Origin of the sequence: Enterococcus sp. DIV1304_2 (assembly GCF_050555445.1) — a bacterium.
Lineage (GTDB): Bacteria > Bacillota > Bacilli > Lactobacillales > Enterococcaceae > Enterococcus_B > Enterococcus_B pernyi.
Genome location: NZ_CP187851.1, coordinates 2,901,859 through 2,918,784 on the forward strand (window position 1 = coordinate 2,901,859; position 16,926 = coordinate 2,918,784).

At 38.7% G+C, this 16,926-nt stretch carries 16 protein-coding genes and 1 other annotated feature; of the genes, 4 read left to right on the forward strand and 12 right to left on the reverse strand.

The window, feature by feature from the left end:
• Window positions 1-3: 3 nt before the first annotated feature.
• The 8 genes from rlmB to IGJ14_RS13435 all read right to left on the reverse strand — a co-directional run bounded on the left by rlmB (window position 4) and on the right by IGJ14_RS13435 (window position 8,433).
• Entirely contained in the window at window positions 4-867 is an 864-nt protein-coding gene (gene rlmB / locus IGJ14_RS13400; RefSeq protein WP_066025867.1) for a 23S rRNA (guanosine(2251)-2'-O)-methyltransferase RlmB, read from the reverse strand.
• Entirely contained in the window at window positions 851-1,255 is a 405-nt protein-coding gene (locus IGJ14_RS13405; protein WP_010734064.1) for a Mini-ribonuclease 3, read from the reverse strand. Before IGJ14_RS13405 ends, rlmB begins: the two co-directional genes overlap by 17 nt.
• Complete coding sequence (cysS, locus tag IGJ14_RS13410) at window positions 1,252-2,664, reverse strand: cysteine--tRNA ligase (protein WP_195339457.1); 1,413 nt, start codon at window positions 2,662-2,664, stop codon at window positions 1,252-1,254. The genes IGJ14_RS13405 and cysS overlap by 4 nt, the downstream gene beginning before the upstream one ends.
• Complete coding sequence (epsC, locus tag IGJ14_RS13415; protein WP_010734062.1) at window positions 2,648-3,196, reverse strand: serine O-acetyltransferase EpsC; 549 nt, start codon at window positions 3,194-3,196, stop codon at window positions 2,648-2,650. Before epsC ends, cysS begins: the two co-directional genes overlap by 17 nt.
• 83 nt (window positions 3,197-3,279) lie before the next feature.
• Window positions 3,280-3,512 (reverse strand) — a binding site (T-box leader).
• A complete protein-coding gene (gene gltX, locus IGJ14_RS13420) occupies window positions 3,509-4,969 on the reverse strand; it encodes a glutamate--tRNA ligase (protein ID WP_019723036.1) in 1,461 nt (486 codons plus the stop codon). It overlaps the preceding feature by 4 nt.
• Before the next feature lie 325 nt (window positions 4,970-5,294).
• Window positions 5,295-6,443, reverse strand: a complete 1,149-nt coding sequence (locus IGJ14_RS13425; protein WP_019723035.1) for a PIN/TRAM domain-containing protein — start codon at window positions 6,441-6,443, stop codon at window positions 5,295-5,297.
• A gap of 26 nt (window positions 6,444-6,469) precedes the next feature.
• Window positions 6,470-7,840, reverse strand: coding sequence for a DNA repair protein RadA (gene radA / locus IGJ14_RS13430; protein WP_019723034.1), 1,371 nt, complete (start codon window positions 7,838-7,840; stop codon window positions 6,470-6,472).
• Between the two features lie 65 nt (window positions 7,841-7,905).
• Window positions 7,906-8,433 (reverse strand): dUTP diphosphatase, encoded by a 528-nt coding sequence (locus IGJ14_RS13435; RefSeq protein WP_010734058.1) that lies wholly within the window; start codon window positions 8,431-8,433, stop codon window positions 7,906-7,908.
• Window positions 8,434-8,647: 214 nt separating this feature from the next.
• On the opposite strand from IGJ14_RS13435, the gene proB reads away from it, so the two are divergent.
• A complete protein-coding gene (proB, locus tag IGJ14_RS13440) occupies window positions 8,648-9,451 on the forward strand; it encodes a glutamate 5-kinase (protein WP_019723033.1) in 804 nt (267 codons plus the stop codon).
• Window positions 9,451-10,698: a glutamate-5-semialdehyde dehydrogenase gene (locus tag IGJ14_RS13445; protein WP_019723032.1), complete on the forward strand. Its 1,248-nt coding sequence runs from the start codon at window positions 9,451-9,453 to the stop codon at window positions 10,696-10,698. Before proB ends, IGJ14_RS13445 begins: the two co-directional genes overlap by 1 nt.
• Before the next feature lie 181 nt (window positions 10,699-10,879).
• Here the strand turns inward: IGJ14_RS13445 and IGJ14_RS13450 are convergent, their stop codons facing one another.
• The 4 genes from IGJ14_RS13450 to IGJ14_RS13465 all read right to left on the reverse strand — a co-directional run bounded on the left by IGJ14_RS13450 (window position 10,880) and on the right by IGJ14_RS13465 (window position 14,387).
• Window positions 10,880-11,188, reverse strand: coding sequence for a hypothetical protein (locus IGJ14_RS13450; RefSeq protein WP_029594010.1), 309 nt, complete (start codon window positions 11,186-11,188; stop codon window positions 10,880-10,882).
• Window positions 11,189-11,272: 84 nt separating this feature from the next.
• Window positions 11,273-11,713 carry a DUF2798 domain-containing protein gene (locus IGJ14_RS13455; protein ID WP_019723030.1) on the reverse strand — a complete coding sequence of 147 codons (441 nt, stop codon included), beginning with the start codon at window positions 11,711-11,713 and terminating at the stop codon, window positions 11,273-11,275.
• 195 nt (window positions 11,714-11,908) lie between these two features.
• Entirely contained in the window at window positions 11,909-13,093 is a 1,185-nt protein-coding gene (locus IGJ14_RS13460) for a glycoside hydrolase family 73 protein (protein WP_019723029.1), read from the reverse strand.
• 448 nt (window positions 13,094-13,541) lie between these two features.
• Window positions 13,542-14,387, reverse strand: coding sequence for an SDR family oxidoreductase (locus IGJ14_RS13465; RefSeq protein ID WP_019723028.1), 846 nt, complete (start codon window positions 14,385-14,387; stop codon window positions 13,542-13,544).
• Window positions 14,388-14,508: 121 nt separating this feature from the next.
• Between IGJ14_RS13465 and IGJ14_RS13470 the strand changes: the two genes are divergently transcribed.
• Together IGJ14_RS13470 and IGJ14_RS13475 are read left to right on the forward strand one after the other, a co-directional pair.
• A complete protein-coding gene (locus tag IGJ14_RS13470; RefSeq protein ID WP_019723027.1) occupies window positions 14,509-14,976 on the forward strand; it encodes an Rrf2 family transcriptional regulator in 468 nt (155 codons plus the stop codon).
• Window positions 14,977-15,147: 171 nt separating this feature from the next.
• Window positions 15,148-16,755: an SWIM zinc finger family protein gene (locus tag IGJ14_RS13475; RefSeq protein WP_430608067.1), complete on the forward strand. Its 1,608-nt coding sequence runs from the start codon at window positions 15,148-15,150 to the stop codon at window positions 16,753-16,755.
• Window positions 16,756-16,926 lie beyond the last annotated feature (171 nt).

Here is a 16,926-nt window from a genome sequence, read left to right on the forward strand (position 1 = left end):
GCCTTATCCCCCCTGACGCTGAGAAAAAGCCTGATACATCAGTAGTCCAGCCGCAACACTCGCGTTCAAGCTTTGAACATGACCGACCATAGGGATCGTCAATAGCTCATCCATTTCTTTCTTCAAGCCTGCACTCATGCCACGACCTTCGTTACCGATCACTAACGCTATCGATCCTTTTGCATTCCATGATTGGAAATTCGTTCCTTCCATATCCGTTCCGAATACCCAAAATTGTTGCTCTTTTAGCTGCTGGACAGTTTGAACTAAGTTTGTCACACGAGCCACTGGCACGTGTTCAACGGCGCCTGTCGATGTTTTCGTCACGATTGGCGTGATTCCGACTGCGCGATGTTTAGGAATGATGACACCATCCACCCCACTGGCATCTGCCGTTCGTAAAATCGAACCAAAATTGTGAGGATCTTCGATACTGTCCAAGATCAAGAAAAAGGGTGTTTCCGTTTTGCTCTTCGCCTGTTCCAATAGTTGATCCAACGTCAGATATTCATAAGGCGTGATGGCCAATACCACCCCTTGATGAACACCACGATCACTCAGTAGGTCTAATTTCTGCTTAGGGACCCACTTGACCGGCACCGATTGTTCTCGAGCAATATTTTTCAACTCTTCAACCTTGTCGCCCCGTGAATCTTCTTGGAGGAACAATTTATTTCCACGACCTTGTTGCAAAGCTTCGACTGTCGCATGATGACCAAATACAAAATTGTCTTCACTCGTTGTGTCCTCTTGACCAACATAAACTGTTTCCTTCTTGGCACTACGTTTCTCATTGCCTTTTGTAAAACGTTGAGAATCTTTTTTGTTTCGTTTTTGATAATTACGTTCTTTATTTTCTTTCCTCATGGGTTTCACCTACTTTCTCAATACACCAATTGATCAATTCTTCCATACGTTCGGTTTGTTTTGTTAGATGTAAGTAGCCCATCAAGGCTTCAAACCCTGTTGCAACGCGATAAGTGGTAATATCCGCATTTTTTGCACTCGTATGGCTTTTGGCATTTCTACCCCTGCGATAGTAAAGTTCTTCATTTTCTGTTAACAGGTTTTCTTGCAACATTTGTTGGATCAAAAAAGCTTGTGCCTTTGCCGAAACATAGTGTGTCGCTGCTCGGTGCAGTTTATTCGGCTTTGTTTCACCTTTTTCAATCAAGTAATCTCGAATATAGATTTCGTAGATAGCATCTCCAACATAAGCAAGTGCTAAACCATTTAGTTGTGTATGATCTCTCATGCTTCTCTTCTCCAACGAGTACCTTGTGGAGTGTCATCTAACAAGATACCTTTTTCTTTTAATTGGTCCCGAATTTCATCACTACGAGCGAAATCTCGGTTTTTTCTGGCTTGTGTTCGTTCTTCGATCAGTTGCTCGATTTCTTCATCCAACATTTCTGCTGTCGTAAATAAGATACCAAAGATCGACAACCATTGGGTAAATAGTGCCTCACTTTTGGATAGGATCGTTTTGGAGACAGTCGGTTGTTCCAAATACGTATTGATCCATTTTGCTAATTCATAGACAACTGTGATGCCGTTAGCCGCATTGAAATCATCGTCCATCTCTTTGATGAATCGTGTTTCTAATTGTTCCAGTTCTGTTACCTGTCTCTCATCTTCCGACTGGGCTTCTACCGCATTTTCAAAACGGAAGTGTAGATTATCAAACGTATTTTTCAATCGTTGTAAGTTTGTCGCTGCTTCTTTCATCGTTGCTTCACTATAGCGGATCGGTCGACGATATTGTGTGGTTGCCATAAAGAAGCGTAACACTTGTGGGTCTACCTCTTGGATCATTTCGTGGACAGTGATAAAGTTCCCTAAAGACTTACTCATTTTTTGATCGTCTTCACCAATCGTCACATAGCCATTGTGCATCCAATAGTTCGCAAATTTTTTACCTGTTTTCGCTTCACTTTGGGCAATTTCGTTCTCATGATGAGGGAACTCCAAGTCTTGTCCACCACCATGGATATCGATTGTCTCACCTAAATGTTTCGTTGCCATCACGGAACATTCGATATGCCACCCTGGACGTCCTTCGCCCCATGGCGATTCCCATGAAATTTCGCCTGGTTTTGCTTTTTTCCACAAGGCAAAGTCTAAAGGATCTTCTTTTTGTTGCTGTTCTGCGCCAGTACGTTGACTTGCACCAATCTCTAACTCGTCTATCGATTGATCACTCAATTGACCATAATCAGTAAATTTACGTGTACGATAATAAACATCGCCATTCGATTCATAAGCAAAACCTTTGGCGATCAATGTTTGGATGAACACACGAATATCTTCCATGTGATCCATTACTCTTGGATGGCTCGTTGCTGGCTGCACATTCAATGCTTTCGTATCTTCTTCAAAAGCTTTGATAAAACGATCAGCAACTTCAGGTGCCGTAATCCCAAGCTCATTGGCAGCCTTGATGATTTTATCATCCACATCTGTAAAATTCGATACGTAGTTCACTTGATATCCACGGTATTCCAAATAACGTCGAATCGTGTCAAACGCAATCGTACTTCGGGCATTTCCAATGTGGATATAATTATAAACAGTTGGTCCGCAAACATACATTGAAACTTGTCCTTCTTTTAAAGGAACAAAAGTCTCTTTTTCTCTTGATAGTGTATTATAGATTTTTATCATTCTCATCCCCTACTTTCTCTCCATTGATTCGGACAACTTTTGCTGGTATCCCTACTGCTGTTGCCCCATCAGGTATATCTTTTAAGACGACTGCGCCTGCACCGATTTTCGCATCTTTTCCTATGGTGATCGGACCTAAGATTTGGGCATTGGCTGACAACATTGCGCCTTTTTTGACGGTTGGATGTCTTTTCCCCGTTTCTTTTCCAGTCCCCCCTAAAGTGACACCATGAAACAAGACGACATCATCTTCGATTTCTGCTGTTTCTCCAATAACGATTCCCATACCGTGATCGATAAATACACCCGTTCCGATCGTCGCTCCTGGATGTATCTCTATTCCCGTAATGAATCGCCAAAATTGGGCATTCATTTTGGCAATCAAATAGAGACGATGGCGATATAAATAATGGGAGAAACGATGCCAAAATAATGCATGTAGCCCAGGATAGGTCAAAATGACCTCTGCTGTGGTACGCGCTGCTGGATCATTTTTCTTTACGGCAATGACAGCTCGTTTGAACCATTCCATCGACTTCCTCTCCTTTCCTTTTTTGACTGTATGTAAGAACAACGAAAGACAACTAAAAAAACGTCTTTTAATAAGTTTCCTTATTAAAAGACGCTATGAGGCGTGGTTCCACTTTTTTTCATAATCAAATGATTATCTCTAACAGGTAACGTCTGCTATTCGTTCTTCGCTACTTTCAAGGATTGAGATTGATCAACCCCTCTTCGCAAAGACCACTCCCAGAGGCATTTCAAAAAAGAACAATTGACAACTTACACCACCCGTTGACTCTCTTGAAACCATTCTTTTTTTACTTCTTTCTGTTCATCGTGTTTAGTTCAATACTTGGTTTAAATGTGCTAAAGATTTTTCTTTTCCTAACAATTCGATTGTTTCTGGTAATTCAGGTCCATGCATTTGTCCTGAAACAGCGACACGAATCGGCATAAACAGGTTCTTTCCTTTTACCCCTGTTTCTTTTTGTACTGCTTTGATTGCTGCTTTGACTGTTGGTGCATCTACCGCTTCCATTTGAGTAAGTTGTTCTTTGAAAGCTTTCAACACAGTCGGAACCGTTTCACCCGCTAATACTTCTTTGGCTGCTTCATCTAATACAGGATGTTCGTTAAAGAATAATGTTGATACTTCAACGATTTCGGCTGCATAACTCATTTGTGGTTGGTACAGACGAACAATTTTTTTCACCCATTCGATTGTTTGTGCATCTGGATTTTCTTGCACACGACCATCAGCGATCAAATAAGGTAAACACATTTCTGTCAATGCATCTAGATCCATTTCTTTGATGTAATGGTTGTTCACCCATTGTAATTTTTTCGCGTCAAATGCTGCTGGTGATTTGCTCAAGCGCTGTGGATCAAACATTTTGATCAATTCTTCTTGACTGAACAATTCATCTTCACCGACAGGAGACCAGCCTAGTAAAGCAATAAAATTGAACATCGCTTCTGGTAAGTAGCCTAATTCACGGTATTGTTCGATAAATTGTAAAATCGATTCATCACGTTTACTTAATTTTTTGCCCGTTTCAGAATTGATGATCAAGGTCATATGCCCAAATGTTGGCGCAGTCCAACCAAATGCTTCATAGATCATTAATTGTTTTGGTGTATTCGCAATATGATCATCCCCACGTAATACGTGAGTGATCTTCATTAAGTGATCGTCAACAGCTACCGCAAAGTTATAGGTTGGCATACCATCGCGTTTTTGGATGACATAATCCCCACCGATATTGTCTGATTCAAAGGTGATATCTCCTTTGACCATGTCGGTAAACGCATATTCTGTATTGCGTGGCACACGGAAACGAATCACTGGTACAATGCCTTCTGCTTCTTTTTTCGCTTGTTCTTCAGGTGACAAGTTCGCACAAGTCCCAGCGTAGTGAGGCATTTCGCCACGCGCACGTTGCGCTTCACGTTCTGCTTCTAATTCTTCTTCTGAACAATAGCATTTGTAAGCACGATTGCTTGCTAATAACTGATCGATCCATGGTTGGTAGATTTCTTTTCTTTCAGATTGACGGTAAGGACCGTATTCACCTGGATTTTCAGGTGATTCATCCCATTCCATCCCTAACCATGCAAGATTCTCTAATTGGCTTTTTTCGCCATCTTCAATATTTCGTTTTTGGTCAGTGTCCTCAATGCGGATAATGAAATCTCCATCATTGTGACGGGCAAATAAATAATTGAATAATGCAGTTCGTGCATTCCCAATATGCAAATGCCCTGTTGGACTTGGTGCATAACGTACGCGTACTTTCGTCATTTTCTTCCTCTTCTTTCAAACTAGACTTTGAGACGCCAAAAACAACTGACAATACAATATCTTATCAGATTGTTTTGGGTTGGATCTCCTTTAGCGATAAATGTTGAAATTTAAAGCTACTCAGCACAAATTTTACCTTTTATACGTTAAATAGTAAAGAGATTATGAAAAAGTCATTCAAATCTACGTAAGAAGGCGGGAATCGAAAAAATAGTTTGGCCTACTTTTCAATCCTCGCCTACTCCACCTAAACTGAGGAAGCAAAAACCATCTCTCTAAAAAATCTGACGATGTCTAACTGCCTCATATTTACCATATTGCGTTTTTATTTCGCTTTTTTCTCATTTTCACGCTTATTGTCGATTCCTCGACCCGCATGAGCAGGTTTTGCAAAGATCATGCGTCCGGCAGCTGTTTGTAGTGCACTCGTTACCACGACTTCGATCCGTTCATTCATGTAGTGTTGTCCGTCTTCTACAACCACCATTGTACCGTCATCTAGATAAGCCACTCCTTGTTGACGTTCTGTACCTGCTTTGACCACTAGTACATTCATATTCTCACCAGGGATAACGACTGGCTTCACTGCGTTAGCAAGTGCATTGATGTTGAGAACAGGTACATTTTGAAATTCAGAGACTTTGTTAAGATTATAATCATTGGTCACGATGACACCATCTAATAGTTTTGCCAATTTGATCAGCTTACTATCTACTTCACTGATGTCTTCAAAATCACCATCATACATCTCAACTGAAATACCTTCTTCTTTTTGTAACGCGTTCAAAATATCTAGTCCGCGACGTCCACGTACCCGCTTCAGGCTATCGCCAGAATCAGCGATATATTGTAATTCATACAGGACGAAATTTGGGATCATCAAGGTTCCTTCTAGAAATCCTGTTTTTGTAATATCGTAAATACGTCCATCAATAATGACGCTTGTGTCTAAAATTTTATATTTATGAAAATGATCATCTAATTTGCGTTCTAATAACTGACTTTCCACCTGACTAGGTGTTTCTTGCTCCACCTTTTTGCTTCTAGGTCCAAATATTTTCTTCCATTCTTCGATGCGGGTCGTTCCCATTCGCAAGCCCAAATAGCCAAGGATCACCATCAATAAGATGGGTAAAACACTGTTCACAAAAGGTATTTCAATATTGTAAAGCGGCGTTGAGATCACAACCCCCAACGTTAGGCCAATAATTGCACCGATTGCGCCAAATAAGAGATACGTCAAGCTGACCTCACTTAATTTTTCTTCAATTTGCTTGATGACTGCTGTTATATGTTTTGCCAATAGCAAAGATAATAGAAAGAAAATAAGTGCACCTAACAAGCTATTGGTAAAGGTGTTATTCAGCCATCCATTCGTCTGTTGACCGATCGCCTGCCAAGCTGTAGGTAAAAAAGAAATCCCTAAGCTGGCACCAACGATGATCATCAGTAAGGTGATGACACGTTTTTGCATCCTGTTTCCTCCATTTCATTTTAATTTTAGCGAAATACTCGTCTAAGAGTTTCATCAAGTGTAGCAACACCTACGACTTCGATACCCTCTGGAATATTCCAACCACCTAAATTATTTTTAGGTAAATATACTTTTGTAAAACCTAATTTTTGTACTTCTTTGACTCGTTGTTCAATTTGGTTGACTCTTCTGATTTCACCAGTCAGACCGATTTCTCCAATAAAACACTCCGTTGGTTGCGTTCCTTTTTCTTTGTAACTAGACGCAATACTGACTGCAATCGCTAAGTCGATTGCAGGTTCATTTAATTTTACCCCACCAGCTGCTTTTAAGTAAGCATCTTGATTTTGCAACAATAATCCTGCCCGTTTTTCTAAGACTGCCATGATCAATGACACCCGATTAAAGTCTAAACCAGTCGTTGTTCGTTTAGCATTTCCGAACATCGTGGGTGTGACTAAAGCTTGGATCTCAACCAAGATCGGGCGTGTACCTTCCATGGCGACAACGATTGCTGAACCTGTTGCCCCGTCCAATCGTTCTTCTAAGAAAATCTGTGAAGGGTTGGCTACTTCTTCTAACCCATGAGCGTGCATCTCAAAAATGCCGATCTCATTGGTGGAACCAAAACGATTTTTGACGGCACGCAAAATACGAAAACTATGATGTTGCTCACCTTCAAAATACAAGACCGTATCAACCATGTGCTCTAACATACGTGGACCTGCAATCGAGCCTTCTTTCGTGACATGACCTACTATAAAGATAGCAATACCGTTTGTTTTTGCGATTTTCAATAGTTCAGCTGTGGTTTCTCGCACTTGACTAACACTACCAGCGACACTCGTAATATCAGGTTGAGTCATTGTTTGGATCGAATCGATGATGACATAATCAGGTGAAATTTGTTCGATGGCTCGACTGATTTCATTCATATCTGTCTCTGCATACAAGTAAAACTCTGTGTCGATCGAACCTAATCGTTCTGCACGCAACTTGATTTGGTCCGCACTCTCTTCTCCCGATACGTAAAGGACTTTTCCACCAATAGCAGCCAGTTGCTGTGATACTTGCAAGAGTAAGGTGGATTTTCCGATACCAGGGTCGCCACCGATCAAAACCATCGAGCCAGGGACCACACCACCGCCTAAAACACGGTTCAATTCTTCTAGCTTCGTCTTTACTCGTGGTTCTTTCTTAGGAACCACCTCAGCAATTTTTGTTGGCTTGGCTTTTTCTCCGGTCAAACTCGTTCGTACTCTGCGGTCCGTTGTATCTTGTTCGATTTCTTCAACCATGGTATTCCATTTGCCACAATTTGGGCAACGTCCTAAAAATTTAGGCGACACATAGCCACAATTTTGACAAACAAATTGAACTTTTGCTTTTTTGGCCATTTCGGTGTACCACCTGTCTTTCATTTTACTTTTCTTGAGTTAAAGATAACTTAAATCTACTTTGCTTATTGGTTGGATGAACCAAATCCACCTTGACGAGCATTAGCGGTTTGATCTTGGTCCGCTTTTAAGAACGGTAGGAAGATTCCTTGCCCAATTCTTTCCCCTTTTTTGATCACTACATCTTTGAAACCAAAATTCGTGAATTGGAACATGATATGCCCTTCATTTGCTTCGTTATTATAATAGTCACTGTCGATCACGCCGACACCATTCGTCAAAATCAAAAAACGTTTTAATGGATTGCTCGAACGATTGGCTAATTGTAAGAATTCATCCTCACCCATATACGCTTTGATTCCTGTAGGCACTAAAACGGGTTTGATTTTCTTTTCCTCTGCTGACATTTCAGAGATCAGCGCATCTGATACAGCTGTTAGTCCTTGTTTGAACCCGGCTTTCCAAACACTTGGAATCACCACATCTTCTGCTGCTTCAAAATCATAACCGGCAGCGTGATGAGTCGCTCTTTGCGGCAATTGGATCTGTTGATCCTGATAACGTGTAATTACTTCAAAACCTCTTTTATTCACCGAATCCCTCCCAGAGTAAACTAGTTCTATTTTAACATACCAAGCGACTGAATACCCAAAGTTAACGAATTCTTCATGAAATTCCTTTCTCTATTTAAGAAACAAATTTATTGATTTTTTGAAAAAAAGTTTATTAAAACATGACTTTATGATTGAAAACAAGTAGAATAGAGCAAAATCATTTCTGTGTAAAAAAGATTAGTTGAGGTGCACCATGCGAAAAGAAATAATAGAAGCAAAACGAATCATTATCAAAGTAGGAACAAGTACGTTGATCTATCCAAATGGCAACATCAATTTGGGTGCGATCGATCAACTCGCTTTTGTTCTCTCTGACCTTCGTAATCAAGGCAAAGAAATCGTCTTAGTCTCTTCCGGTGCAGTAGGTGTTGGGATGCACAAGATGAATCTAGCAAAGCGTCCTAATACGATTCCCGCACAACAAGCGATTGCAGCAATTGGACAAGCTGAATTGATGAATATCTATAATCAACGGTTCAGTGCGTATGGTCAACAAACGGCCCAAATCTTAGTGACGCGAGATGTTATCGATTACCCTGAAAGCCGAAAAAATGTTGTCAATACGTTAGAACAGCTACTAGCAATGGGAACCATTCCAATCGTTAATGAAAATGACACCGTCGCAGTGGATGAATTAGATCACTCCACAAAATTTGGCGACAATGATCAGTTATCTGCGATCGTTACCAAACTGATTGCCGCTGATCTACTCATCATTCTTTCAGATATCGACGGTTTTTATTCGGATAATCCAACCATCAATCCTGACGCTGAAATGTATCAAACAGTTACCGCGATCGACGATGAACTGATGGCCCAAGCAGGTGGTGCTGGTAGTGCCTACGGAACTGGTGGGATGGCAAGCAAACTAAAAGCAGCTTTAAGGATCTTTGAAGCAAATCGTCCGATGATCTTAGCAAACGGAAAAAATCCAGCAATCATTTTTGATATTTTAGCTGGAGAAGAAATCGGCACATTATTTAAGGAGGTTTTATAATGACTGATCTTAACCAACTTGGGATACAAGCAAAAAAAGGCGCGCGAGAACTTGCTTTGATGCCGACTAAACAAAAAAATGACTTATTGTTGCAAATGGCACAAACAATCAAGAGAAATCAACTAGCCATTCTTGAAGCCAATCAAAAAGACTTAGATCAAGCGACAGAAAATAATATTAGCGAAACAATGCAAGATCGTTTACGGCTAACACCAGAACGCATCCATACAATGGCGGAAGAAATCATTAAAGTGGCGCAACTAGACGACCCAATCGGAAAAGTCGATCACATGTGGCAAAACGAAGATGGTTTATTGATTGGCAAGAAACGTGTCCCTCTAGGTGTCATCGGCATGATCTACGAATCACGTCCGAATGTGACAACTGATGCGGCAAGTCTCGCATTTAAATCAGGAAATGCAGTGATTTTACGTGGTGGAAAAGAAGCCTTCCATTCCAATCAACTGTTGGTTGAATTACTTCAAGAAACATTGGAAAATGCTGAAGTTTCGCCTTACGCGATCCAATTCGTGGATGATACCTCTCATGAGACGGCTGCGGAATTGATGCGATTAACGGATTATTTAGACGTATTGATTCCTCGAGGTGGTGCTTCGTTGATCAAACGTGTGAAAGAGCAAGCCACTGTACCAATCATTGAAACGGGTACCGGCAACAACCATATCTATATCGATAAAGAAGCACAATTAGCCATGGCAGTGGATATCATTGTGAACGCCAAAACATCTCGCCCTTCTGTCTGTAACGCTGCCGAGACTTTGCTGATTCATTCAGAGATCGCGCCTTTCTTCTTGCCATCTATTGAGCAAGCACTGGTTGAACATGGTGTCTCTCTACATGCAGATGCTCGCGCGTTAGATTATTTAGAGACCGCAACCTTAGCAGACGAAACCGATTGGGATACAGAATATTTGGATTATATTTTAGCGGTTAAGATCGTTGATTCTTTGGACGAAGCAATCGAACATATCAACCGTCACAATACACAACATTCCGAAGCTATCGTGACGGACAGTTACACAGCAAGCCAACGCTTTTTAAATGAAGTTGATGCAGCTGCTGTTTACGTCAATGCGTCCACTCGCTTTACCGATGGTTCGGTTTTTGGCTTTGGTGCAGAAATCGGTATTTCTACACAAAAACTTCATGCTAGAGGTCCAATGGGGCTAAATGAGTTAACAACGACGAAATACATCATCTATGGAGATGGACAAATTCGTAAATAATGTTTCACGGGAAACATTTTATGTGCGAGTTGTCTTTCATAATAAAGTTACGTAAAAATCAGATTATTCTTTATTAAAAGAAAAAAAATAAGACGACATCCACAAAATTTTAAAATAAATTTCGTGGATGTCGTCTTGTTTCTAAAGAGTGAACACTATTAGTACATTCTCCCTTGATAGACTATTCTTCCGTTAATTGATCAAATAAAGAAAAGCCATCAAATGTTTCTCCATCGTAATAGCGCAATAATTGTTCACTCGTCAGATTTGTGGTAGTTTCTTTTTCCTCTTCTGATTCAAGAAGAAGTTGTTCACGATAGATTCGGTAGGTCTCTGCTAATTGTTGTTGCATTTTTGCCCTTGAATTAGCCTCCGCATTGATCGTCGGAAGCTCCTTGATCAACCCCCGATAAATCAACTGTTCATCTACCCATTCAACAGGTAGTTCGACCATCGTCAAACCTACCTCTTTAAAATATTCTTCGATCATCATCTAAGCCTCACATTTATGTCTTGCTTGCATTTTAGCCTATCTAACTGAAAGTTGCTAGCGACAACATAGAGACTTCTTTATTTATTTTTGGATCGTCGCCAAAACTGCACGTGAAACTGGACCGACAAATAATAACTGTAACGGCAACGCCATGATCACATTCATTTTCCAAGCTGTAAGATAGGCAGAAAGAAATTGTTCTGGAATCCCTTGTTCAATAACAATACCGAATAATGACATACATGTCACCATACCTAAAACCATGAGACATGAAATCGTAAGGATCATTTGCATTTTATTTTGTTTATTTATAGGTAATTTGAAAGCAATCTTTTTCGCGACTACTCCTACGATAAAAACATCTAAGATAAATGCCACGATAAATCCTGGTATAAGGCCTACGAATAAGTTTGATACATGCAACGCATTATGTAACCATAGATTATAGATACTCATCCCTAAAACCATCAGAAAACACATCATCGTTGTAAAAATAATTCCTTCTTTTTTATTTGTTGGCACTTCAATCACTCCTTTTCATGAAAAACAGCATAGCATAAATGAAAATTTTTCGTAAGTTTTTTTCATAACTTGCGTTAAGTTTTTTTATTCAAAAAAAATATCGCTCCCGGTTTAAGAACAAACCTAGGAGCAATATTTATCATCTCAATCAATTTTTCTTAATTGGAATCAACTATAAAACTGTAGCATCTTGTTTTAATACGCATAGAACCCGATACCTTCATATCTCCAACCCAATGGTGTCAATGAGTCTCGTTCCGCTGAACTTAACGTATAATGGTGCGTTCCTATTGTTTCATTTGGATTAAACAAACGATAAATTGGTTTGGATCCACCTGAAAAGAAACTTAACCCTTCATATCTCCAACCAAGAGGTGTCAAAAAGTTGATTTCTGACTGAGCCATCGTGTAATGATGATCCCCGTTATTTGGATTGTATAGACGATACACCGGTTGCCCACTATTTGGTGCTTGCCACGCAATTCCTTCATAGATCCAACCAACTGTAGATAGGTGGTTTCTCTCACCTACATTTAGTGTATACAAATGCTGTCCAGTACTACGATTATACAAACGATACATTGGTGAAGTATCGACATTAGGTGTGTCATACTGAGTAAGATTGTATGTTTCAATCACGTTGTTTAGAATAGAACCATAATTAGGAGCTGTAGCATAGCGGCCCGTCAACCATGCTGTGGCATCTCGATAAGAAGAAGTATTACTTCTCCATGCACCTGAATAGAAGAAGACTCCTGGTTGGAAAGAAGTAGTCTTCAATACCGTCACATTATCTTGTAATGACTCTGCATAAGATGGATATTTACGAAAAGCTGCATTTACAGTAATCCATTGCCCATTGATAAACTCTGAAGTTGGCATCGTAACAGATTGTCCATTATAGCTACCTTTGATACCAAACAAATTATAATTTGGAGCAGCAGATAGCGTACTTCTGCCCCAACCACTTTCAACAATCGCTTGTGCAATCATAACTGAAGCATATAGATCATTTGCGTTAGCCAATGTTTGCGCACTTGCTGCAATACTATCTATAAATGCTTGTTGTGCATTAACAGAAGAACGTGCAGAAAAAGCTGATACCTCTGGGCTTTCAAACTGTGATAAGTCTGCTTGATGCGTATGCGTTAATTCATCCCCATTAGTTAGAGGATTCGTAATTACTTCTGTTTTTTCTACAGGTTCGCTAGTCTGTTCTGATACGTCTGATTCAGTCGTTGCCGTTACTCCCTCGATTTGGGTTGAAACTGTTGTTTCAGTAGAACTCGATGACATTGATTCTTCTGCAAGTACTACAAGGTTCGTAGAGACTAAACTGCTTAGAACGATTGCACTAAATAAAATATTTTTTACTTTCATTTCATTCTCCTTTTTCTCAATGATTTTATAACAGCATGTGCAATTATGAGAGATCAGATATATGTATCATCAAATCTTTAAAAAATTAATTTTATTACTCCATAAAAACCACACATTTTTAATTATACACAACTATATACCTCTTTTCAGCCACAAAATTATTAAGATTTACAAGTGATAGAAATATTTAAATCAGGAAAACGTTTATGTTAAACCTTATAAAACAAATTAAAACAAAACAATAAATAGCTGAGATAAGGCAAGAATGAAATTCCTTTAAACTAGAAACCTAACTAAACAACACCATCAAAAATAAGTCGAGAAACTAAAAATCAACAACTGACTCTTAGCTACTCGACTTACGTTTAATTTGAATTTCAAAAGAAAAACAACACAAGTAATGAGTAAGAAGTTGTTTTCTACAAACTCTACTTCTTACGTAAATTAGCTAGATACCTAACTCCCTTAACCCATCTTCTATCGAAGTCAATTCGCGTCCTAATACTTTTTCAAAATCATCAGAAGTTACATCTAACTGATTATTGCGAATATCATTTTGGATTGCGGTCGTCATTTCTGCACCACCTTGAGAAAATCCCGACGCTGTTAGTTTGTTTGTAAATTCATCCGGAGCCAATGAAAGGATGTCTAAAGATTTCCCACTTACTTTAGCCACTTGTTCTGCCAAGGCTTGATAGGTGATTGGTTTTCCAGATAATTCTAAGACCTCAGGATAATCCATTCCTGCTAATACTTTTGCAGCTACTTCTGCATACTCTCTCTTTAACGCCCAACCGGTTTTCCCTTCGCCAGCTGCATAAACAAACTGACCAGTTTTCAATGCTACTCCAATCAATGGCATCTCATTTTCTAAGTACCAGTTATTTCGTAAAAAGGTATGTTTAATACCCGATTCTTTGATGATTTTTTCTGTAAATTGATGGTCTGGAGCCAGGATACTAGTCGAATGATCTGCATCCGCAAAACTAGTATAGGCAATAAAAGAAACCCCTGTTTCTTTTGCTGCTTCTACAACATGTTGATGTTCAGCTTGTCGGTTTCCCGGTACACCTGATACAAATAATAGACGATCGATGCCTTGTAGCGCCTGTACCATCGTCTCACGATCAGCATAATCGCCGATGCGAACTTGAAGACCTGCTTCAATTAATTTCTGTGCCTTTTCTTCATTACGAGCAAGGACATAGATTTCCTCCAAAGGAACCAGTTTCTTTAATTCTTCTAAAGCATAGTGTCCAAATCCTCCAGTTGCTCCTGTTACTAAATAAGTCATATTCCCACTCCCTATTGATTGATTATTTTTGTTCATACAGCTGTACATTTTTAAAATACACCATTATCATAAAGAGTATGCTAAGATAAGTCAAGAAATCAAGTTGAAAGGATGGATTTTAATGAAATATTCTCTACAATTAAGCGATGCGATCCACATCTTAGCTTATATCCACATATTTCAAGGAACTGATTTACTTTCAAGCGACATGATTGCAAGTAGCATTGAAACGAATCCAACAAATGTTCGAAAAATCATGAGTCAATTAAAAAAAGCAGATCTTATCCATACAACAAGCGGGAAACCAACACCCGTACTTGCGAAAGCTCCCGAAAATATCAATTTATTGGAAATTTATCGAAGTATTGAAGGCAACACAAATTTGATCCAAGTAGATCCAAAAACAAATCCGAATTGCGTGGTAGGCGCTAATATCCAAGAAGTCTTGGCTGCAACTTATTCTCGATTACAAAAAAAAGTGGAAGAAGAAATGGCAGTAATCACTTTAGATGGACTCATTAAACAGATTGCATTATCAGAAAAAGAGAAACGTCCAGAAAACCAGCCGCTCGTGGAAAAATTTCTTTAGTTTGATGTAAATCAGAGTCACTTTTAGTTATCTAAAAATTAAAATAACGGTTTTATATTATTATTACTTTTATAATAGATTAAATAATCTTCGTACTGGAAAAAAATTGCTGTTTTCTTTTGATTTATTCGGTAAAATTAAACTATGAAGATAACTAAAGGAGGAAATTTTATGAAAGATTGGAAAAACGATTTTTGGGAATCTGATTTAGATCATGGCTATGAAATGTTTATTGAAAAACGCGTTCATGGATGTTTGTTTACACAAGAAAAAATCATCGCAAAAGTCACAGAAGAAAACAAGAAGGAGTATGACATACTTATCCAATTAACAGATGACAACCAATTCTATGGTCTGTCTTGCAGTTGCTCCCACGAAGACACAGGCCATTGTCCTCATGTCGTGGCTACCTTGTTCAAATATGAACAAGAAAAAGAGCAGAGAAAAGCAAATGAACTGGTCAAGTTGATTTCATATGCAAATGAGCAAGATATTCAAGACTTTCTATTAATTATTTTAAAAGAGAACCAAGAACTAGCTCAACGATTCCAAGAACATACTGCAATCAAAAATATGGACGATTACGATAAAATGATTGTTATTTTAGAAAAACATACCCATTATTCTGGAAGCAATATTCATGATCGTACACTTCAAAACATCAATAAAGAACTGTCTGAATTTTTAAACAGTCTTATTGATACATCCATCGCAAAAAAACAGATCCTTCATGCATTTGAATTAATGAACAGAATAGTTGAACACTTTGATTTAGCAAAGGTACATAATGTAGAAAATGATATCAGCCTTATCATGCATCAATGTTACTCTCTATGGAAAAAATTACTTAGACATGCGTCTGAGCAAGAAAAACAACGTATATATTCTAAACTTTCGGCTAAAATAAATAACGCAAGCCAATCTAGTTTTTATATCCAACAAATTTTACATGAAGAATTCCCTGAACAGTACTCTGATCAGGATCAGCAAAAACTTGATCAAACATCTGAAAATAACGGACACTTAAACTATAAAAACAAACGACTGCTATCCATTCGCCAAATGGAAAATTTGAATTATACAGACAATCAAATTCATCAACGTGCACGCGAAAGCTGGCAATCTCCAACTATTCGTTCACAATATATTGACTATCTGATGCAAAAGAAAGCATATGAAGAAGCAATCACTGTTTTGAATGAAAGTATTGTATTAGATCAACACTCTTCTGATATGGTCACCTTGCATCGCTATGCATTAAAAAATCTTTATCATAAACTAGGGGAAAAAGAGCTATATGCGGAACAAGTCTTGCATCTTCTATTAGAGGGAGAGACCGTCGATATGAATTTGATCCATCAATTGAAAAAAACATATTCGATTGATCAGTGGGAAGAGGTACGTGAAAACTTATTTGAAAAATTAAAATATCGTACAGACGTTGGATTGTTTTATTCAAAAGAAAGACGTTATGATTTATTGTTGGATTATGTCCTCAAGTCACCAGGACTGGAAGAAGCAAGTCGCTATTTTTCTTTCTTGAGAGAGCAATTTCCAGAAGCACTTCTTCAAAAATATGAATACGAATTACGGCGGATGGCTGCTGAGACGACTACACGTTTACGGTATCATAAAATGGCTTTGTTGATCGCCGAAATGGCCACCCTTCCAAGTAGCACCATCTCTGTTCAATTACTGATCAAAGAACTAAAAGAAAAATACCCACGCAGAAAAGCGATGCTAGAAGAATTGAGAAAATTAGAAAAAACGTATAAATAATGTAGCAATAGCGACCCTATTCACAGTCCGTACTTCAAAAAGCCGAATCAACAAGCAACGCCGTTGATTCGGCTTTTTTGAATAGACGATTACAAATTTGTCTGTTTCCTATATTTTCCTAAAATAGAAAAAGCATTTCAAACACTTTAAAATAACATGGTATCTCATCTG